General features: G+C 73.1%; 16 protein-coding genes and 1 riboswitch. Of the genes, 5 read left to right on the top strand and 11 right to left on the bottom strand.

From position 1 onward, the window contains the following. Nucleotides 1–5: 5 nt before the first annotated feature. A complete protein-coding gene (locus tag ACN260_RS09995) occupies nt 6–1,547 on the top strand; it encodes a glycoside hydrolase family 43 protein (RefSeq protein ID WP_422755682.1) in 1,542 nt (513 codons plus the stop codon). A gap of 245 nt (nt 1,548–1,792) precedes the next feature. Continuing rightward, nucleotides 1,793–3,424: an ABC-F family ATP-binding cassette domain-containing protein gene (locus tag ACN260_RS10000; RefSeq protein WP_422755683.1), complete on the top strand. Its 1,632-nt coding sequence runs from the start codon at nt 1,793–1,795 to the stop codon at nt 3,422–3,424. 118 nt (nt 3,425–3,542) lie between these two features. Here ACN260_RS10000 and ACN260_RS10005 read toward each other — a convergent pair whose 3' ends face one another. From ACN260_RS10005 to ACN260_RS10015, 3 genes are all read right to left on the bottom strand, one after another. Further along, a complete protein-coding gene (locus ACN260_RS10005) occupies nt 3,543–4,520 on the bottom strand; it encodes a ribonucleotide-diphosphate reductase subunit beta (protein WP_422756679.1) in 978 nt (325 codons plus the stop codon). Between the two features lie 53 nt (nt 4,521–4,573). Further along, the gene (locus ACN260_RS10010) at nt 4,574–6,949 is read right to left on the bottom strand and encodes a ribonucleoside-diphosphate reductase subunit alpha (RefSeq protein ID WP_422755684.1); all 2,376 of its coding nucleotides are present in this window, start codon (nt 6,947–6,949) and stop codon (nt 4,574–4,576) included. Between the two features lie 121 nt (nt 6,950–7,070). Continuing rightward, nucleotides 7,071–7,284: riboswitch (cobalamin riboswitch) on the bottom strand. 27 nt (nt 7,285–7,311) lie between these two features. Next, complete coding sequence (locus ACN260_RS10015; protein WP_422755685.1) at nt 7,312–8,199, bottom strand: helix-turn-helix transcriptional regulator; 888 nt, start codon at nt 8,197–8,199, stop codon at nt 7,312–7,314. Between the two features lie 127 nt (nt 8,200–8,326). Here ACN260_RS10015 and ACN260_RS10020 point away from each other — a divergent pair, with 127 nt between their 5' ends. Next, entirely contained in the window at nt 8,327–9,229 is a 903-nt protein-coding gene (locus tag ACN260_RS10020) for an oxidoreductase (protein WP_422755686.1), read from the top strand. A gap of 55 nt (nt 9,230–9,284) precedes the next feature. Beyond that, on the top strand, nt 9,285–10,004 hold the full coding sequence (locus ACN260_RS10025) for a hypothetical protein (RefSeq protein ID WP_422755687.1): 720 nt from the start codon (nt 9,285–9,287) through the stop codon (nt 10,002–10,004). A gap of 40 nt (nt 10,005–10,044) precedes the next feature. On the opposite strand, the gene ACN260_RS10030 is transcribed toward ACN260_RS10025, so the two are convergent. From ACN260_RS10030 to ACN260_RS10055, 6 genes are all read right to left on the bottom strand, one after another. Continuing rightward, nucleotides 10,045–10,431, bottom strand: a complete 387-nt coding sequence (locus ACN260_RS10030) for a hypothetical protein (protein WP_422755688.1) — start codon at nt 10,429–10,431, stop codon at nt 10,045–10,047. 118 nt (nt 10,432–10,549) lie between these two features. After that, entirely contained in the window at nt 10,550–11,116 is a 567-nt protein-coding gene (locus ACN260_RS10035) for a TetR/AcrR family transcriptional regulator (RefSeq protein ID WP_422755689.1), read from the bottom strand. A gap of 6 nt (nt 11,117–11,122) precedes the next feature. Beyond that, the gene (locus ACN260_RS10040) at nt 11,123–13,486 is read right to left on the bottom strand and encodes a PEP/pyruvate-binding domain-containing protein (protein ID WP_422755690.1); all 2,364 of its coding nucleotides are present in this window, start codon (nt 13,484–13,486) and stop codon (nt 11,123–11,125) included. A 110-nt stretch (nt 13,487–13,596) separates the two neighbouring features. Next, on the bottom strand, nt 13,597–15,387 hold the full coding sequence (locus ACN260_RS10045; protein ID WP_422755691.1) for a sensor histidine kinase: 1,791 nt from the start codon (nt 15,385–15,387) through the stop codon (nt 13,597–13,599). Then, nucleotides 15,384–16,073 (bottom strand): response regulator transcription factor, encoded by a 690-nt coding sequence (locus tag ACN260_RS10050; RefSeq protein ID WP_422755692.1) that lies wholly within the window; start codon nt 16,071–16,073, stop codon nt 15,384–15,386. Before ACN260_RS10050 ends, ACN260_RS10045 begins: the two co-directional genes overlap by 4 nt. 234 nt (nt 16,074–16,307) lie before the next feature. Then, on the bottom strand, nt 16,308–16,865 hold the full coding sequence (locus ACN260_RS10055) for a hypothetical protein (RefSeq protein ID WP_422755693.1): 558 nt from the start codon (nt 16,863–16,865) through the stop codon (nt 16,308–16,310). A gap of 122 nt (nt 16,866–16,987) precedes the next feature. Here ACN260_RS10055 and ACN260_RS10060 point away from each other — a divergent pair, with 122 nt between their 5' ends. After that, entirely contained in the window at nt 16,988–17,578 is a 591-nt protein-coding gene (locus ACN260_RS10060) for a DinB family protein (RefSeq protein ID WP_422755694.1), read from the top strand. On the opposite strand, the gene ACN260_RS10065 is transcribed toward ACN260_RS10060, so the two are convergent. Both ACN260_RS10065 and ACN260_RS10070 read right to left on the bottom strand, forming a co-directional pair. Then, nucleotides 17,575–18,270 carry a DedA family protein gene (locus ACN260_RS10065; protein WP_422755695.1) on the bottom strand — a complete coding sequence of 232 codons (696 nt, stop codon included), beginning with the start codon at nt 18,268–18,270 and terminating at the stop codon, nt 17,575–17,577. The genes ACN260_RS10060 and ACN260_RS10065 overlap by 4 nt on opposite strands. Nucleotides 18,271–18,424: 154 nt before the next feature. Beyond that, entirely contained in the window at nt 18,425–19,063 is a 639-nt protein-coding gene (locus ACN260_RS10070) for a response regulator (RefSeq protein ID WP_422755696.1), read from the bottom strand. Nucleotides 19,064–19,069 lie beyond the last annotated feature (6 nt).

The raw sequence follows: 19,069 nt of genomic DNA on the forward strand, positions 1-19,069 counted from the left end.
GGCGGATGAATCCGGTCGGAGCCGACGCGGTGACCGGGGGTGTCGCCGGCTGGCCCGACGGCACCTTCGCCAATCCGGTGCTGGCCGGCTTCCACCCCGACCCGAGCGTCTGCCGGGTCGGCGACGACTACTACCTGGCCTGCTCCAGCTTCGAGTACTTCCCCGGGGTGCCGCTGTTCCACAGCCGCGACCTGGTTCACTGGGAGCAGATCGGCAACGTGCTCGACCGGCCCGGCCAGCTCACCCTGCCGGTCGACATGCCGTCGTCGGCCGGGGTGTACGCGCCGACCCTGCGCCACCACGACGGCCGGTTCTGGCTGATCGTCACGAACTGTGCCGACGGCGGCGGCACCCTGATCTGCACCGCCACCGACCCGGCCGGCCCCTGGTCGGACCCGGTCCGGGCACCCGGGGTGGACGGCATCGACCCCGACCTCGCCTGGGACGACGACGGCACCTGCTGGTGTACGTACGCCGGGATCGGGCAGGTGCGCCTCGACCCGGAGACCGGACGCACCGTCGGCCCGGTCCGGCGGCTGTGGTCCGGCGCACCGGGCGCACAGGCCCCGGAGGCGCCGCACCTGTACCGGATCGGCGACCACTGGTACCTGCTGATCGCCGAGGGCGGAACCGAACGCGGGCACGCCGTCTCGATCGCCCGGGCGACCAGGCCCGACGGCCCGTACGAGCCCAACCCGGCCAACCCGGTCCTCACCCACCGGGGCACCCACCGGCCGATCCAGAACACCGGCCACGCCGACCTGGTGCGGGGGCCCGACGGATCGTGGTGGCTGGTGCTGCTCGGGGTCCGCCCCGGCGGCGGCACCCCCGGCTGGCACGTGCTCGGGCGGGAGACGTTCCTGGCCCCGGTGACCTGGGTCGACGGTTGGCCGGTGGTCGGGGACCTCGCACCGGTGATGCCCGCCCCGCCGTGGGCCGCGCACCCCGTGCCGCCGCCGCCCGTACGCGACGACTTCGACGCCGACCGGCTGCACCCCCGCTGGGTGTCGGTGCGGTCCCGGCCGGCGGAGGTCTGGTCGTTGGCCGAACGGCCCGGCTGGCTCACGTTGCGGGCCCGGGGCGCGTCCCCGGACGCGCCGGACGTCACGTTCGTCGGCCGCCGCCAGCAGCACCCCTCGTGCCGGGTCCGGACCGTGGTCGACCCGGGCGACGGGCACGGCGGTCTGGTGGTGCGCCTCGACGAGCGGCACCACTACGACATCGAGGTGGGCGGCGGCGAGGTGCGGGTCGTGGCCCGGATCGGGTCGGTGCGCTCGACGCCGGCCACCCGGCCGGTCGGGGCCGGCCCGGTCCACCTGCGGATCGAGGTGCTCGCCCCGGCCCCCGGCGACTGGCACCCCGCCAAGGAACCCGACCTGCTCCGGCTCGGTGTCGAGCGCCCGGACGGGACCTTCGACGTGCTGGCCGAACTCGACGGCCGGTACCTGTCCACCGAGGTCGCCGGCGGCTTCACCGGGCGGGTGATCGGCATGTACGCCGCCCGGGGCACCGTCGCCTTCGACTGGTTCGACTACGAGCCGCGCTAGCCACCCACGTCCGGCGTGCGTCGGTGTCGGGCCGACCGGGTTATCCTGGTCCGGTCGACCCGGTAGGGGACAGTTCGACCAGGACAGGGAGCAGATCATGGCAGGTGACGACGACATCTCCGGGTGAACACCCGGTCGCGGTGACCGACGGCGGATGACCGCCCCGTCGCGTCGCCCCTGTCGTCCTGCCCTGTTCATCCCGGGCAGCGCCCGCGCGCCCGGACCACCTGCCTCCGAGGTTCACCATGTCCGACAGTTTCGTCGTCTGCTCCCACCTGTCCTTCTCCTGGCCGGACGACACCCCGGTCGTCGAGGACCTGTCGTTCTCCCTGCCCGGCGGCCGCACCGGCCTGGTCGCGGCGAACGGCGCCGGCAAGTCCACCCTGCTGCGGCTCATCGCCGGCGAGCTGCGTCCCACCGCGGGCAGCGTCACCGTCGAGGGGGTGCTGGGCCACCTGCCGCAGCACCTGCCCTTCGCGACGCGACAGACCGTCGCCGAGGTGCTCGGGGTCGACCGCGTCGTCGCCGCCCTGCACGCCATCGAGGCCGGTGACGCCACCGAGGAGAACTTCGCCACCGTCGGCGACGACTGGGACGTCGAGGACCGCACCCGTCTCGCCCTCGACCGGCTCGGCCTGACCGGGGTGACGCTGGACCGCCGGCTCGGCACCCTCAGCGGCGGTGAGGTGGTTTCCCTCGGCCTCGCCGCCGAGCTGCTCAGACGGCCCGACGTGCTGCTGCTCGACGAGCCCACCAACAACCTCGACCGACCGGCGCGGGAACGCCTGCTCACCGTGCTGCGGTCCTGGCCGGGCGCGCTGCTCGTGGTCAGCCACGACCGGGAACTGCTGGACGGGATGGACCGCATCGCCGCCCTCGACCACGGCGACATCCGCTGGTACGGCGGCAACTTCACCCACTACGAACAGACGGTACGGGCCGAACGGGAGGTAGCCGAGCGGCAGGTGCGCCAGGCCGAGCAGGACGTGAAGCGGCAGAAGCGGGAACTCCAGCAGGCCCGGGAGCGGGCGGCCCGCCGGGCGTCGACCGCCGCCCGGAACCTGTCCGACGCGGGGCTGCCCCGGATCGTCGCCGGCAACCTCAAGCGGGACGCGCAGGTGTCGGCGGGCCGGGCCGACGATGTGCACACCGCCCGGGTCGCCGACGCCCAGGCCCGGCTGGACCAGGCAGGCGGGGCGGCCCGCCGCGACGACCAGCTCGTCCTGGACCTGCCCGACACCACGGTGCCCGCCGGGCGCACGGTCTTCGCCGGCCACGCGATGCGGGTCGGCTACGCGGGTCGGCCGGTCTTCGCCGGTGACGGGGTCGACCTGACCGTCCGGGGGCCCGAACGGATCGCCCTGACCGGGCCCAACGGTGCGGGCAAGTCGACGCTGCTGCGGCTGGTCGGTGGTCGGCAGGAGCCGGACGCGGGCACCGTCGCGCGGGCGTCGGGGCGGGTGGCGTACCTGTCGCAGCGCCTCGACCTGCTCGACCCGGCCCGTACGGTCGCGGAGAACCTCGCCGGGTTCGCGCCGTCGAGGACCGACGCGGAGCGGATGAACCTGCTGGCCCGGTTCCTGTTCCGGGGTGCCCGTGTCCACCTGCCGGCCGGCGTGCTCTCCGGCGGTGAGCTGCTGCGCGCCACCCTGGCCTGCCTGCTGTCCGCCGAGCCGGCACCGCACCTGCTGCTGCTCGACGAGCCCACCAACAACCTGGACCTGGTCAGCGTGGCGCAGTTGGAGAGCGCGCTGCTGGCGTACCGGGGGGCGTTCGTGGTGGTCAGTCACGACGACCGGTTCCTGGTCGGGATCGCCGTGGACCGGTGGCTGCGGCTGGCCGACGGCCGGCTCACCGAGACCGGGCCTCCGGGGTGACCGGAGGGCGCGTGGTCCGGTCCGGTGCCGCGTCGCGCCACCGGACCGGACCCGGCCAGCACGGGGTCCGGTCCGCCGCGCGGAGCTGCTGCCCTGGCCGCGGCCCGCGCTGGTCGGGCTAGAAGTCGTCGTCGAAGGTGACGCTGCCGCTGACCCCCACCTGGTAGGCCGACACCCGACGCTCGAAGAAGTTCGACAGCTCCTGCACGTCCTGCAGATCCATGAACGCGAACGGATTCTGCGCCCCGTAGCGCGGCGCGATGCCGAGCTGGGCGAGCCGCCGGTCGGCGACATGCTCCAGGTAGGCCCGCATGTCCTTAAGTGACAGCCCCGACACGCCCTGGTCGAGCAGGTCCTCGGCGAACTGCACCTCGCACTCGACGGCCTCGGCGAGCATCTCGGTCACCTGACGTTCCAGGTCGGCGTCGAACAGGTCCGGCTCCTCCCGCCGGGCGGTCTCCACCACGTCGAAGGCGAACGCCATGTGCATCGACTCGTCGCGGAACACCCAGTTGGTGCCCGACGCCAACCCGTTGAGCAGGCCCCGGGACCGCAGGAAGTAGACGTAGGCGAACGCCCCGTAGAAGAACAGCCCCTCGATGCAGGCGGCGAAGCAGATCAGGTTGAGCAGGAACGCCCGCCGGTCGGCGCGGGTACGCAGCTCCCGCAGCCCGAAGACCGAGTCGATCCAGCGGAAGCAGAACTCGGCCTTACGCCGGATCGACGGGATGTTCTCGATGGCGGCGAACGCGGCGAACCGTTCCTGCTCGTCGGGCACGTACGTGTCGAGCAGGTTCAGGTAGAACTGCACGTGCACGGCTTCCTCGAACAGCTGCCGGGACAGGTAGAGCCGGCCTTCGGGAGAGTTGACGTGCTGATAGAGGTTGAGCACCAGGTTGTTGGCGACGATCGTGTCACCGGTGGCGAAGAACGCCACCAGCCGGGACACCAGGTGCCGCTCGGCCGGCGACAGCCGCTCCAGGTCGGCCAGGTCGGAGTGCAGGTCGACCTCCTCCACCGTCCAGGTGTTGCGGATGGCGTCGCGGAACCGGTCGAAGAAGTGCGGGTAGCGCATCGGCCGCAGGGTGAGGTCCATGCCGGGGTCGAGCAGCAGCTGCCGCCCGGCGGTGCGGGGTTCGTCGACGGTGGTCACTGGCACGCCTCGCAGCTCTCGGGGTTCTCCAGGGAACACGCCAGCGCCTCCGCGTCGGCTGCGACGACCGGGGCGACGGTGACGGTGGCCTGCTGGATCCGGGTCGCCGGACGCGACCGCAGGTAGTAGGTGGTCTTCAGCCCGGACTTCCAGGCGTACAGGTACATCGAAGACAGCTTGCCGATGGTCGGCGCGCTGAGGAACAGGTTCAGCGACTGCGACTGGTCGATGTACGGCGCGCGCGCGGCGGCCAGGTCGATCAGCGCCCGCTGCGGCAGCTCCCACGCCGTACGGAACAACTCCCGCACCTCGGCGGGCAGCTCGACGATGCCCTGCACCGAGCCCTCGGCCCGCTTGATCCGGTCGCGGATCTCCGCCGTCCACAGCCCGCGTGCCTTCAGCTCCCGCACCAGGTACGTGTTGATCTGGAGGAACTCCCCGGACATGGTCTCGCGCTTGAACAGGTTGGACACCTGCGGCTCGATGCACTCGTAGCAGCCGGCGATCGACGCGATCGTGGCGGTCGGCGCGATCGCCACCAGCAGCGAGTTGCGCAGACCGTGCGCCGCGATCCGGGTACGCAGCGCCGCCCAGCGCGCGGTCTGGGTCGGTTCGACCCCCCACAGATCCGGATGCAGGTCACCCCGGGCCGCCCGGGTCTGCGGGTACGCCGGGTGCGCGCCGAACCGTTCGGCCAGGTCGGTCGACGTCTCCAGGGCGGTCAGGAAGATCTCCTCCTGGACCCGGGTGGACAGCTCCCGCGCCCCGGCGGAGTCGAACGGCAGCCGCAGCGCGAACAACGCGTCCTGTAGGCCCATCAGCCCCAGCCCGACGGGCCGCCAGCGCGGGTTCGACGCCGCCGCCTGCTCGGCCGGGTAGTAGTTGATGTCGATCACCCGGTCCAGGAACACCAGCGCCGTGCGGACCGTCTCGCGCAGCTTCTCCCAGTCGATGCCGTCGTCGGTGAGGTGCGCGCCGAGGTTGACCGACCCGAGGTTGCACACCGCCGTCTCGGTGTCGCTGTTCACCTCCAGGATCTCGGTGCACAGGTTGGACAGGTGGATCGTGTTGCCCGGCACGCCGGTCTGGTTGGACAGCCGGTTCGCCGGGTCCTTGAACGTCATCCACCCGTTGCCGGTCTGCGCCAGGGTGCGCATCATCCGCCCGTACAGGTCCCGGGCCTTCACCGTGCGGACCGCCTTCTTCTCGGCGACCCGGTACGCGGCGTCGAACTCCGCGCCGTACAGGTCGGGCAGCTCCGGGGCGTCCGACGGGTCGATCAGCGACCAGTCGGCGTCGGCCTCGACCCGGCGCATGAACTCGTCGGGGATCCAGTTGGCCAGGTTGAGGTTGTGGGTCCGCCGGGCCTCCTCACCGGTGTTGTCCCGCAGCTCCAGGAACTCCTCGACGTCCGGGTGCCAGGGTTCCAGGTAGACGCAGGCCGCCCCCTTGCGCCGGCCGCCCTGGTTGACCGCCGCCACCCCGGCGTCGAGGGTCTTCAGGAACGGCACGATCCCGTTCGACCTGCCGTTGGTGCCCCGGATCAGCGCGCCCCGGCCACGTACCCGCGTGAAGGAGATGCCGATGCCGCCGGAGAACTTCGACAGCTTCGCCACCTGGTGGTAGCGCTCGTAGATCGAGTCCAGTTCGTCGCGCGGCGAGTCGACCAGGAAACACGACGACATCTGGGTGTGCCGGGTGCCCGAGTTGAACAACGTCGGGGAACTCGGCAGGTAGGCCAGCGACGACATCAGCCGGTAGAACCCGACCGCCTCGTCGGCCGTGGTGGACAGCCCGCAGGCCACCCGCAGCAGCCAGTACTGCGGGGTCTCCACCACCAGCCGCGACTGCGGGTGCCGCAGCAGGTAACGGTCGGCCACCGTACGTAGCCCGAAGTACTCGAACCGCAGGTCACCGGCCGGGTCGACGGCGTCGTCGAGCTGACGGGCGTGCCGGGCCACGAACGCGGCGGTGTCGTCGGCGATCAGGCCGAGGCCGTGGGCGTACCGGATGGACTCGCTGAACGAGGTCACCTCCTGCCCACGGACCTCCTTGTCCACGTACGCGGCCAGCAGCCGGGCCGCCAGCCGGGAGTACTGCGGTTCCACGCCGATCAGCTCCGCCGCCGTCTGGATCGACAACGTGTCCAGCTCGGCCGTGGTCGCCCCGTCGTAGAGGCCGCTGATCGTCCTGGTGGCCACCCGCAGCGGGTCGACCTCGTCCAGGTCGGCGGTCCACCGGGCGACGGCCGTGACGATCCGGTTGACGTCCACCGGCTCGGTGTCGCCGTCGCGCTTGCGTACCCGCATCGCGGACCGGCGCGGCTGCGCGCCGTCGACCTCGGACGGTGGGCTCTGCGCTGTGCTCGTCATGACCTCTCCTCGCTGTCACCGATGGCCATCGGGACGCGGGAGGACGCCGACGGGCGCGGCGCGACGGCCGGCCCGGGTGCTGGCGTCGGTCGTCCCGCGCGACCTCCGACCGCCGCGCGCAGCAGCGCGCGGCGCACTGGCAGGTCTTCGGACTCGCGGGCGTGACCGGGGTCGGTCGCCTACTGGCCGTCGCTTCCCGGACCTCGCGGTCCAGTGCTCGATGACGGCGGTCGTTCCCACTTACCGCTGCGGGGCAGTCCCGGATTTCCACCGGGTTCCCTGTTGCCTCGACCGGACCACCGGGACCGGCCGAACCAGCTGCGTGGCACACCATATATGGCGTGGATGGGGGAGAGGCAACACTAGATGTCGCGTCGTCGTGTTGGATAGCTCTCATCCGACCGGCCGGTTGCCCGCAGTGACGCCAGCAGCTGCAGCGCGTCGGCGTCGGCGCTGCCCGGCTCGGCGGTGAAGACCAGCATGACCGGGCCGGGGCTGCCGGGCAGCGGGTAGGTGTCCCAGTCCAGGACGATGTCACCGACCTCGGGGACCTGGAAGGTCTTGGTGCCGCTGACCGACCCGCGCACGTCGTGCCGGGCCCACAGCCGCCGGAACTCGGCGCTACGGATGCTCAGCTCACCGACGACGGCGGTGGCCCGGGGGTGGGTGGGGTCCGTGGCGACGGCGGCGCGCATCATGCCGATGTAGTCCATGGCCTGCTGTTCCCAGGAGGCGCAGCGCCGCAACGGGGCCGCCGCCTCGTCGAACATCAGCAGCAGCATGTTGAGCCGGTCCGGCGGGTGGTCCGCCGGGTCGCCGAGCAGCGCCACCGCCCACGCGTTCCAGGCGAGCAGGTCCAGGTGGCGGCCGAGCACCACCGCCGGGGTGTCCAGCACCCGCAGCAGCCGCCGGGTGCTCTCCGGCACCCGCTCCGGCCCGTGGTCGACCCGGGCCGGCACCGGCCGGCGGGCGGCGCGGGCCAGGGTGAACAGGTGCCGGCGTTCCTCGTCGTCGAGGCCGAGCGCGGCGGCGAGCCCGTCCAGCACGTCGTCGGACGGCCGCACCTCCCGACCCTGCTCCATCCGCTGGTAGTAGTCGGTGCTCAGCCCGGCCAGCAGCGCCAGTTCCTCGCGGCGCAGCCCGGTCACCCGGCGACGGCCGCCCGGCTCCAGGCCGACGTCGCGGGGGCGTAGCCGCCCGCGCCGGGCGCGCAGAAAATCGCCGAGTTCTCGGGCGTACGGATGGGTCATGTCGCCAGTGTGGCGTGGCCCGGACCGGCGTGGGTAGGTCTGCGGCACCTAGGCAACCGGGTACGACCGGTCCCGCCCGGCCGGGCTCTAGCGTCGACGGTCCGATCCGACCGTCAGGGAGCAGCAGATGACCTGGACCGCCGACCACATCCCCGACCAGCACGGCCGTACCGCCGTCGTGACCGGCGCGAACTCCGGCCTCGGCCTGGTCACCGCCGCCGCCCTGGCCCGCCGGGGCGCGCGGGTCGTGCTCGCCGTGCGCGACACCGCCGCCGGCCGGCGGGCCGCCCGGCAGATCGGCGGCGACGTCGAGGTACGCGAGCTCGACCTCGCCTGCCTGGCCTCGGTACGGGCGTTCGCGACGGCGTTGGCCGCCGACCGTCCGGTGCTCGACCTGCTGGTCAACAACGCCGGTGCGGTGCTGCTCGGCCCGCGCCGGACCAGCGTGGACGGCCACGAGCTGCACCTCGCCACCAACCTGCTGGGGCACTTCGCGCTGACCGGCCTGCTGCTGGGCAACCTGGGCGCGGCGCGGGCGGCCCGGGTGGTCAGCCTCAGCTCGATCACCCACCGCAACGCCCACCTGGACTTCACCGACCTGATGGTGGAGCGCGGCTACCGGGGCAGTACCGCGTACGGCCGGTCCAAGCTCGCCACCACCGTCTTCGGCATCGAACTGGACCGCCGGCTGCGCGCCACCGGATCGCCGGTGCTCAGCGTGCTGGCCCATCCCGGTGTCACCCGCACCAACCTGACCCCCCGGGCCTGGTCCCACCAGGGCCGGCGCGGCCGGGTGATCGCCCGGCTCAGCCTGCTCGCCACCCAACCGGTCGAGCAGGGCGCGCTGCCCCAACTGCGCGCCGCCACCGACCCGGGGGTCCACGGCGGCCAGTTCTTCGGCCCGGCCCGGTTCTTCCAGACCTGGGGTCCGGTCACCGAGGTGCGGGCCAGCCGGGAGGCCGCCGATCCCGCCGTCGGCCGGCGGCTGTGGACGGCGGCCGAGGAACTGACCGGCGTGCGCTACCTCTGACGCAGGGCCGCACTAGCATGGCTGCGGTCGGTGACGGCGGTGGAGACGAGGCGACATGGGATGGCTCGGGCGGGTGCTGGGTGGCGGGGGCCGGCAGGCCCAGAACGATCCGGTCCGGCAGGCGGCGCTGTCGGCCGAGGTGCGGCAGCGCTTCGGCGCCCACCTGGCCGTCCGCCCGGCCGAGCAGGTGGCGGCGATGGTCGGCCTGCTCGACGACGGCGACGGCCTGGCGGTGGCGGCCGGCATCGTCGGTGAGTTCGCCGACGCGGCCCACGCGGACCTGCTGGCCCAGACGACGGAGCTGTACCGGCGTACCGGCCAGCGGTTCCCGGTGGACCGGCGCAACTACCGGCCACTGTGGCGTGAGGCCGGTGGACGGTTGCACTGGCCGCTGTTCGCGCTGCCGGGCGGCCTGCACCCGTACGTGCACGTCGCCGCCGCCACCACTGTCGTCGGCACCCGGGCCGCCCAGTTCGTCCGGGCGACCGACCCCCATCCGCTGCTCGCCCGCCTGTTCGAGGTGCTCGACCTCACCACCTGCGGCTGGGAGTACGGCCGGGTGCGGGTGGACCACGACGGGGCGTCGCTGGTCGGCCGGCTGATCTCGACCACCCGGGACGTCCGGGCGGCGATGAAGGAACCCCCGTCGCTGCCGCCGTCGGTGCGGGAACTCATGCGCACCAACCGGACGGTCGACGTCTTCGACCTCACCGGCGACCGGGTGGTCGGCACGATCAACGTGGGCGGCGAACTGCGGCCGGCCCTGCTCACCTGAGGTCGCCCGGGGTGGACGGCCGTCCACCCCGGGCTGCCGGTCAGGCGACGCGGTGCGGGGCGAACCCGTTGGCGCAGTCGGCGATGGTGACGCTCTGCGAGAAGCGCAGCGCGTCCCGCCGGGCCCACCCGTTGATCCCGGTGGAGGTGTTGCGGACGAAGAACCACAGGTCACCGGTGAGCGTGGCGCAGTGCACGTCGATGTTCTGGTTCGGGTACCCCTGGCCCCTGGACTGGCAGTCCTGGTGCGGGTAGGCGCGGATGTAGGTCCCGTTGCCCCAGGAGATCCCGCCTCCGCTGTAGAGGTCCGGGTGCTGCCCGTGACCGTCGCAGTGTGCGCTGGCGGGGCTGGCGGGTATCAGGGCCAGCACCGAGCCGCTCACGGCGAGGGTCAGCGCGGAGGCGACGGAGAGAATCTTGGATCGCATGGAAGTCCCCTGTCGATAGGTGACGATCATTGTCCACAGAGGATCGCACGGGTGGGGTGCGCCCGCACGGCGAACGGTCCGCACCCGGGCGACGCCCACCCGGCCCGACGGCCCCTCGTCAGGCGAAGAGCAGGTCCAACTGGTGGTCGAGGGCGGCGGTCGCCTGGGCCGGGGTGTACTGCCCGCCGAGCAGGTACACCCCCAGCCCCTCCACCAGCGCCAGCAGCCCCGCCGCGGCGTCCGACGCCGGTGCACGCGGCAGCAGCCCGGCGATGAAGTCCACCAGTTGCGCGGTGTCCGGCCGCAGGCCGGGGGTCGCCGCCGGGTGCAGGGCGGTCCAGGACAGGAACGCCAACGCCACCCGCCCGTCCTCGCGTGCCGCCTCGTCCAGCGGCAGCAACGCCGCCAGCAGGGTGCGCAGCAGCAGCCGGGGCTGCGGGTCCGGGCCGAGCGCCGCGACCGCCGACTCGACCCGGGCCCGGCCCCGGTCACGGACGACGGACAGCGCGAAGGCCATCATCTCGTCCTTGGTGGTGAAGTAGTGCTGCACCATGCCGGCGGACACCCCCGCCTCGGCGGCCACGTGCCGCAGGCTCACCGCCTCCAGACCCCGGTCGGCGGCGACCCGCATGAGCGCGTCCGCGATCAGCGTGCGGCGCTGACGGGGATCGACCTTCCTGGGCATCGGGGCCTACCGCGCCGTCGTCACGGTGCCGGCCGCGCCGTCCACGGTGATCACCTGGCCGGTGACGATCCGCGACGTGGCGCCCGGCACGCTGATCACGGCCGGGATGCCGTACTCGCGGGCCACCGTGGGACCGTGCGCCATGATCGCGCCGGTCTCGGTGACCAGCGCCCCGGCGGTCAGGAACAGCGGCGTCCAGCCCGGGTCGGTGGTGGCGGTCACGAGGATCTCCCCGGGTTCGAGGTGCGCGGTGGCCGGGTCGGTGACCACCCGGGCCGGGCCGGTCACCCTACCGGTCGCCGCTCCCACGCCCCGCAGCAGTCCCGCCCCGTCGGCGGGGGCCGGCAGGGTGCTCTCCACGTCGGTCCCGTCGGACAGCAGCGCCACCGGCACCACCCGGCGGCGCAGCTCGCGCCGGTGCGTCGCCCGGCGTCGCGCGACCAGCCCGCTCAGGGCGGCACCGTCGAGGGCCGCCTCGACCTCGTCCAGGGTGAGGAACATGACGTCGTCCGCCGCCGGGAACAGCGTCGCCCCGATGAGCAGCAACTGCTCGCGTACGGCCCGGAGCCGGTACAACCCGGCGAACTTGCCGGACTCCCGCAGCCCCGCCAGCCGCCGTGCCCGCCGCAGCAGGAAGACCGCGATCCGGCCCCGCACCGGGCGACGTCGGCGGACCCGGGCGGCCAATTCGTCGAGCGCGGCCTCGGCGGCCGCCGTGGCGTCGGCGAACCGGCGGTCGGGTGCCTGCGCGGGGTCGGTCAGCCGCAGGTAGTTGGCGACGGCCGCGAAGACCGGGGTCGGGTCCTCGGCCCAGCGCGGCACTCCGACGTCGGCTTCGGCCGCCGCCCGGTGGCCGTAGCGGGACAGGAAGACGGACAGGCCGATCTCGGGAAGCGTGCCCCGCAGGTACCGGGCCGAAAGTTCCGCCGGTGGCGTGTCGAGGAGCAGGTCGCGGTGCTCGCGGGCGGCGCTGGCCAGCGCCCACAGCGCGAGGTCCATCTCGATGGTCACGTTGTGCGGGACGCCGCGCAGCACGGCGTGGACGTCGTCCTCGGTGGCGACGCCCTTGAGCAGCTGGGCGGGCAGCGCCGAGGCGAGCATCCCGGCCACGATGGGCCAGGTGACGTCGTCGGCGGCACCGCTCTCGCCGTCGCCGTGGTCGCGGACGAACCGCAGCCGCTCGTGAGCCGTCCGCAGGTGCGCCGGTGCCGCAGCCTCGGCCCGTAGCCGGTCGACGGCCGCGACCAGCCGACGCCGTGCCGCGTCCGGTCGCGCCAGCGCCCGCAGGATGCCCCACAGGGCCCGCAGCGCCGTGCCCACCGAGGCGTCCGCCGGGCGACGGCGGGGGTTGTCGCCGGACGGTGCGAACCGGGGGTCCCGCAGGACGTGCTCCATCACCGCCTGGGCGCGCGGCCCGAAGTCGACGGCCATCAGCCGGACGAGCCGCCGGCGGCTGGCGGGCCGGCGGACCAGGTCTGTCAGGTCACCGTAGAGCCGCCCGCCGATGTCGACGATCTCCACCCGCATCCCGAGCGAGGCGACCATGGCGGCGATCATCGCGCGGAGCGTGGCCATGCCCATCGGGGTGACCGGTCGCAGCATCCCCTGCACGTTGCCGAACTCGACGTACACCCGCAGGTCGTCGGTCTGCGGCGGCGCCGGGAACAGCGTGCTGACCGGCCGCGACTGGAGCAACCACAGCGTCCCGTCCTGGTCGGTCGCCCACTCGACGTCCTGCGGCGTGCCGAAGTGCGCCTGCACCCGCCGGCCGGCGGCCCACAGCTCGCCCTGCCACCCGGGGTCCGCGCTGCCGGCCGGATCGGCCAGCACGACGCGCGTCACCTCGGTGCGGCCGTCGACGACCGACGTGCCGGGCCCGACCTCGACGAGCATCTCGGTGCGGTTGCCGGTGACCGGGTTCGCCGTGTAGAGCACGCCGGCCCGCACCGGGGTGACCATCCGCTGCACCACCACCGCCATGTGCACGTCGGCGGGGTCGGTCCCGTGTGCCTGGCGGTAGGCCGCCGCCCGGCTGCCGTGCAGCGACTTCCAGCACGTGCCGATCGCCGCCAGCAGGTCCGCCTCGCCCTCCACGTCGAGCACCGTGTCGTGCTGGCCGGCGAAGCTGGCGTCCGGCAGGTCCTCGTCCGTCGCACTCGACCGCACCGCCACCGGCCCGCCGCCCAGCCGCGCGTACGCCGTCCGGACCTCGTCCTGCGGGACCACCCCGGCCCGGTGCGCGTCGGTGGTCACGCAGAAACCCTCGGGCACCCGCTCGCCCGCGCGGATCAGCTCGCCGAGACCGGCCGCCTTGCCGCCGACCAGCGAAACCAGTCCGGCATGTGCCTCCGCCAGGGGGATCACCGACACCTGTGCCTCCCGTTTGCAATACGACTGCATTGCAAAGAAGGTACGCGGGTTGCAGTGCAACTGCAATGCAAAAACTCGGGCATGGCGGCGGAGACAGACGGCGGCGGGGTTCAGCCCCGCGCCGGGACGACGATCGGCAGCCGGACGGTGAAGGTGCTGCCCTGACCGGGGACGCTCTCGACGCCGATCGTGCCGCCGTGCGCCTCGGCGAGCTTGCGGGCGATCGACAACCCGAGCCCGCTGCCGCCGGTGCTGCGGGTGCGGGAGTCGTCGGCCCGCCAGAACCGGTCGAAGATCTTCGCCTGGTCGGCGGGGGCGATGCCGGTGCCGGTGTCGGACACGGCGATGGCGAGCTGGTCGTCGCGCACCTCCAGGCGTACGACCACCGAGCCACCCGCCGGGGTGTGCCGCACCGCGTTGGCGACGATGTTGCCGACGATCTGCCGTAGCCGGGCGCCGTCGACCGCCATCTCCAGGTCGACGCCCACCGAGGTGCCCAACCGGACCCCGGCCGCCTCGGCCGCGCCCCGGTGCGCCTCGACGACCTGCTCCAACAGGTCGGCCACGAAGTACGGCTCACGGTGGATCCGCAGGTCACCGGCATCGGCGGCGGCCAGGTCACGCAGGTCGTCGATGATGTGCTGCAGCAGCAGCGCCTCGTCGAGCAGCAGGGTGAGCAGCTGCGTGTCGAGCTGCGCCAGACCGTCCTGCGCGGCCTCCAGCCAGCTGCGCATGTTGGTCAACGGCGTCCGCAACTCGTGCGCCACGTCGCTGACCATGCTCCGGCGCAACGCCTCGGTCTGCTCACGCCGGGCGGCGAGATCGTTGAGCGCGGTGGCCAGCATGCCGATCTCGTCACGGGTGGTCACCGGCACCCGGGCCGGTTCGTCCATCGGCTGCCGGGTCGCGTCGGTGAGCGCCCGCAGCGGCCGGACCAGCCGCCGCCCGACCAGCACGGTGATCAGCACGGTGGCCACCAGCACCGCGCCGGTCACCTGGGCGATGCGGACCACGTTCGCCCGGGACAGGTTGAACACCGGCTCGGCGCCGCCCTGCGCCTTGTCGGTGACGAACAGCAGCGCCGGTGGCGCCACGTACGCCCGGAGCTGGGCCGTCCGGGCCTTCTGCAGACAGCCGTCGATCTGCCGGTCGAAGCGGGCGTCGCGGCTCGGTACCGCGGTCCGGTCGGCGCGGATCTCGACCCGGGTCGGTGCGCCCAGCTCCCGCAGGCAGTTCCTGGTCAGGGTCTCCAACTGGGCGATCCCGGCGACCTCGCTCGGCATCGGGCTCGTCAGCTCGTCGGGCAGGCAGAACCCGACGATGCCCCGGTCCTTCGGGTCGCTCACCTGCACCGAGGCACGGCCGGCGGGATCCACCACGACCCGCGCGTCCGCCCGGGACTCGGCGCGCACGCAGCCGAGCTGCCGCTCGGCCATCTCCCGGGTGGTGTTGCTCTCCCGCTTGGTCAGCCGGTACGGCCCGACCGCGCGCGGATCGACGCGTTCGGTCCCGCCGGTCAGGCCCAGGTCGACCTGCAACGGGTCGACGGTCGCCGACGGCCGGGCGGTCTGCAACGACGGGCCGTCCGGCGCGGAGTCGGCGATCACCTGCCGGTCCGGGGTCATCAGGGTGATCCGCCGTTGCAGCCGGTCGGCCCGTTCGGTGAGCACCGCGTCGACCCCGGCCCAGTCCCGGTGGGTCGCCGCGTGGTCCAGCAGCGTGTCGTAGATGCTCTTGTCGTCGGCGAGCGAGCGGCCCTGCTCCTGTCGGATCGCCCGGGTGGTCGACTGCACGGCCAGCCAGGTCGTCGCCAGGATCGCGCAGACCGCGACCAGCAGCGAGGTGGCCAGCAGCCGCACGACCAGACTGCGGTGCAGGGGAACCCGTGGTTGCCGGGTCACGACGTGCCGGCGCTGAGCTTGTAGCCGACGCCGTAGACGGTCAGCAACTGCTGCGGCCGGCGCGGGTTCGCCTCGATCTTGCGGCGCAGGTTCATCACGTGGACGTCGATGGTGCGCCCGGTCGACTCCCGGTCGACGCCCCGGGTGTGTTCGAGCAGTTGCACCCGGCTGAACACCCGGCCGGGCTGACGGATCATCGCGGCGAGGATGGCGAACTCGCCGGCGGTGCAGTCGACCGTGGTGTCCCCGGCGGTGACCAGGCGTCGTGACTCGTCGACGGTGAGCCGCCCGAGCCGGTGCACCGGTGACTCCTGGGGTGTCGTACGCACCCGCCGCAGCAGGGTGCGCACCCGGGCCACCAGCTCGCGCGGGCTGTACGGCTTGGTCATGTAGTCGTCGGCGCCCAGGTCCAGCCCGCGCAGCAGGTCATCCTCGGCGGACCGCGCGGTCAGCATCAGCACCGGCACGTCCGACTCCTGCCGCAGGATCCGGCATACCTGCATGCCGTCCAGTTTCGGCAGCATCACGTCGAGCAGGAGAAGGTCGAACGCCTGCTCCCGGGCCTGGCGCAGCGCCGTCTCGCCGTCGGCCACGACCGTCGCCCGGTGGCCCGCCGCGGTGAGGTAGCGGCGCAACGCCTCGGCCTGCCGCGGATCGTCCTCCGCGAGCATCACGTGTGCGCACATGCTGGGGAATATAGAGCAGGTCAGAGGGGTCGAAGATCGGGCGGAAGGCGGTGACACCCGGCATCTCCAGGTCGGTGCGCAGCTCGGCGGGCGGGTGGCGGGGAGATCCGGCGATCGTGAGAAAAAGGTCATGCTCGGCCCTGACCGGTTCCTGACAAACCGGTGGCACCATCTCCGGTGGGACGACCGTCGGCGGCGTCGCCCGGGGGAGGGCGACGCCGCCTGGTGGTACGGCTACTTGCGCTTCGCGGCGACCTCGCGCTCACACGCAGGGGAGTACTTCAACCCCTTGGAGATCGACTCGGGGTCGTTGTTCTTACCGCCGAAAGCCCAGCCCGTGCCGTCGGCACCCACCTCGACGTACCGGACGCCCTTGTCCCTGAGGCACTTCACCACGTCCCGGGCGAAGTCCTTGGCCTCCGGGTTGGCCGGGTCGAACTCCCAGGGCGGCAGCGGCATCAGGTGCTCACACGCCTTGCCGGCCTTGCTGGTCGCGTCCGCGCCGGTGCCGTCGCTGCGCCGCCTGGTGATGTCGACGCCGTGCTCGGTCAGGCACTTCGTGTACGGCTTGAGGCGTTCCTTCTTGTCCTCAGGGGTGTCGTCGAGGCGTTCCCGTGGCCGCTCGTCCTGCGCCGGCGTCGCCGACGCGGCGGGGGTGGGCGCGCCGGTCCGCAGGGTGGCCACCTCCGCCCCACCGGTGCTGCCGGCTGCGGGTGGGGCCTCCTCGGCGGTCGAGCACCCGCCGACCAGCAGTACGCCGCTGCACAGCGCGGCCATCAGTTGCTTCCTCATCGTCCCGCCTCCGGTCAACTCTGCGGCGATCTCGCCGGGGCCAGCATCACCGTCGACTGTCAGGAAGCTGTTTGCCGCGACGGGCCCGCCCGGTGTCGTACCGGTGGGGGAGACTGCCGGGCATGACGGAACGCGACGATCCGAAGGCGGCACTGCGGCACTACCTCCAGGTCACCCGCGACGACCTGGTGTGGAAGCTGGACGGGCTCGACGAACGCGAGGCCCGGCTGCCCCGCACCGTCACCGGCAACAACCTGCTGGGCCTGCTCAAGCACTGTCTGAACGTCGAGGCCGGCTACTTCGGCCCCACCTTCGGCCGGCAGTTCCCGTCGCCCGACGAGCTGGTCCCCATGGCCGCGTACGACGAGGACCCGCAGGCGGACTGGTACGCGCGGGCGGACGAGACGAAGGACGGCCTGATCGACCTGTACCGCCGGGTGGCCGAGTTCGCCGACCGGACGATCGCCGAGCTGCCGCTCGACGCGCCGGGGCGGGTGCCGTGGTGGCGGCCGGGGCACCAGGACGTGACCCTGCACCAGATCATCATCCACGTGACCTGCGATCTCGCCCGGCACGCCGGCCACGCCGACATCATGCGCGAGCAGCATGACGCGACGGTCGGCTGGCGGCGGGAGAACCCGCAGGTCATCGACGACCAGGAGTGGCCGGCGTACGTCGCCAAGCTGACCGCGCTCGCCGACCGGTTCGCCTAGACCCGCGGCGGTGTGCCCGACGTGGCGACCGACGCCTGGGTGTCGTGGTCGGACGGGTGAACGCCGTGCCCGCCCCGGGCGGTCACGGCCGGATCGCCGACACCTCGCCGCCTACGGACGGCCACGGCCAGGGCGCCGACGCCGATGACTGCCAGGACGGCCACCGTGACCGGGGTGGACATCCAATGGATCGAGTGGGCGGCCAGGTAGCCGCCGCCGGCCTCCACGCAGGCCCAGGTGACGGCGGCGCCGACGCTGTAGGGGGCGACCCGTCGGTACGGCACTCCGGTCGCCCCGGCCAGGTGCGGCACCAGGGTCCGCAGCAGGGGGACGAACCGCGCCACCGCGACCGCCCGGCCGCCGTGCCGGTGCATGACCGACTCCGCGCGGGCCCAAGCGACCGCAGAGATCATCTGGCCGATCCGGTTGGTGCGGAGCCGGCCTCCCAGCCGGCTGCCCACGGCATAGCCGATCAGGTCGGCCGTCACCACGGAGCCTGCGGCGACGGCGACGACCACCGGCAGGTCGAGGTGTCCGGCACCGGCCAGCGCTCCGGCGGTGACCATCAACGTGAGAGTGGGTACGAAGACCCCGAACAGGAGATTCGACTCGATCAGCAGGGCGGCTGCCAGGAGCGTGTAGGCGGCCGGTGCGGGTACCCCGCCGAGCACGTCGGCAAGCCGGTCCGTCATCGGGGGCCGGTCGAGACGGCGTGCGGGGCCGCTGTCGCGGCGTAGTCCCGGGTGGCGGTTGCGGTCATGGTTCGACGCTAGCCATCGGCGTCGCCGGGGGAACCTGCCGTTCTGCGACGGTGATCCCCGACGAAAGTAGGGGGGCGGCCCGCCCTTACCTGCCCAGGCCGGCGTCGCGGGCCAGCAGCGCGGCCTGCACCCGGTTGGTGACGTCGAGGGCGGCCAGGATGCGGCTGACGTGTGCCTTGACCGTGCTCTCCCGCATGGCGAGGCGTTCGGCGATGTCGGCGTTGGTGTCACCCCTGGCGAGTAGGAAGAGGACGTCGCGTTCCCGCGGGGTGAGCCGCTTGATGCGCGACTGCGCGGCGGCGGACTGCGGCGTGGTCGTGGCGTGGTAGCGGTCGATCAGGCGGCGGGCGGCAGCGGGATGCAGCATGGCCGAGCCGGCCGCCACCAGGTGCACGGCGCGTAGGATCTCGGCCGGATCGGTGTCCTTGAGCAGGAATCCGTCGGCGCCTGCGGCGAGCGCCCGGTAAACGTAGTCGTCGAGGTCGAACGTGGTCAGCGTGATGATCCGGGGCGGGCGCGGCAGCCTGCGTAGTTCGGCGATTGCGGCGATGCCGTCCAGGCGTGGCATCCGGACGTCCATCAGCGCGATGTCGACCTGCCCGGCGGCCGCCTTCTCGACGGCCTCGACGCCGTCGGCGGCCTGGGCCACGACGGTGATCTCCGGGTCACCCTCCAGCAGGTCCGACAGGCCGAGCCGGACCAGGGCGTCGTCATCGACGATCATGACGCG

Origin of the sequence: Micromonospora sp. WMMD708 (assembly GCF_049315245.1) — a bacterium.
Classification (GTDB): domain Bacteria; phylum Actinomycetota; class Actinomycetes; order Mycobacteriales; family Micromonosporaceae; genus Micromonospora; species Micromonospora wenchangensis.

What these genes read in the sequence shown, in the direction of transcription:
- ACN260_RS09995 (WP_422755682.1), top strand. Translation starts at nt 6, where the DNA reads ATGAATCCGGTCGGAGCCGACGCGGTGACCGGGGGTGTCGCCGGCTGG.
- ACN260_RS10000 (WP_422755683.1), top strand. Translation starts at nt 1,793, where the DNA reads ATGTCCGACAGTTTCGTCGTCTGCTCCCACCTGTCCTTCTCCTGGCCG.
- ACN260_RS10005 (WP_422756679.1), bottom strand. Translation starts at nt 4,520, where the DNA reads ATGGACCTCACCCTGCGGCCGATGCGCTACCCGCACTTCTTCGACCGG.
- ACN260_RS10010 (WP_422755684.1), bottom strand. Translation starts at nt 6,949, where the DNA reads ATGACGAGCACAGCGCAGAGCCCACCGTCCGAGGTCGACGGCGCGCAG.
- ACN260_RS10015 (WP_422755685.1), bottom strand. Translation starts at nt 8,199, where the DNA reads ATGACCCATCCGTACGCCCGAGAACTCGGCGATTTTCTGCGCGCCCGG.
- ACN260_RS10020 (WP_422755686.1), top strand. Translation starts at nt 8,327, where the DNA reads ATGACCTGGACCGCCGACCACATCCCCGACCAGCACGGCCGTACCGCC.
- ACN260_RS10025 (WP_422755687.1), top strand. Translation starts at nt 9,285, where the DNA reads ATGGGATGGCTCGGGCGGGTGCTGGGTGGCGGGGGCCGGCAGGCCCAG.
- ACN260_RS10030 (WP_422755688.1), bottom strand. Translation starts at nt 10,431, where the DNA reads ATGCGATCCAAGATTCTCTCCGTCGCCTCCGCGCTGACCCTCGCCGTG.
- ACN260_RS10035 (WP_422755689.1), bottom strand. Translation starts at nt 11,116, where the DNA reads ATGCCCAGGAAGGTCGATCCCCGTCAGCGCCGCACGCTGATCGCGGAC.
- ACN260_RS10050 (WP_422755692.1), bottom strand. Translation starts at nt 16,073, where the DNA reads ATGTGCGCACACGTGATGCTCGCGGAGGACGATCCGCGGCAGGCCGAG.
- ACN260_RS10055 (WP_422755693.1), bottom strand. Translation starts at nt 16,865, where the DNA reads ATGAGGAAGCAACTGATGGCCGCGCTGTGCAGCGGCGTACTGCTGGTC.
- ACN260_RS10060 (WP_422755694.1), top strand. Translation starts at nt 16,988, where the DNA reads ATGACGGAACGCGACGATCCGAAGGCGGCACTGCGGCACTACCTCCAG.
- ACN260_RS10065 (WP_422755695.1), bottom strand. Translation starts at nt 18,270, where the DNA reads ATGACGGACCGGCTTGCCGACGTGCTCGGCGGGGTACCCGCACCGGCC.
- ACN260_RS10070 (WP_422755696.1), bottom strand. Translation starts at nt 19,063, where the DNA reads ATGATCGTCGATGACGACGCCCTGGTCCGGCTCGGCCTGTCGGACCTG.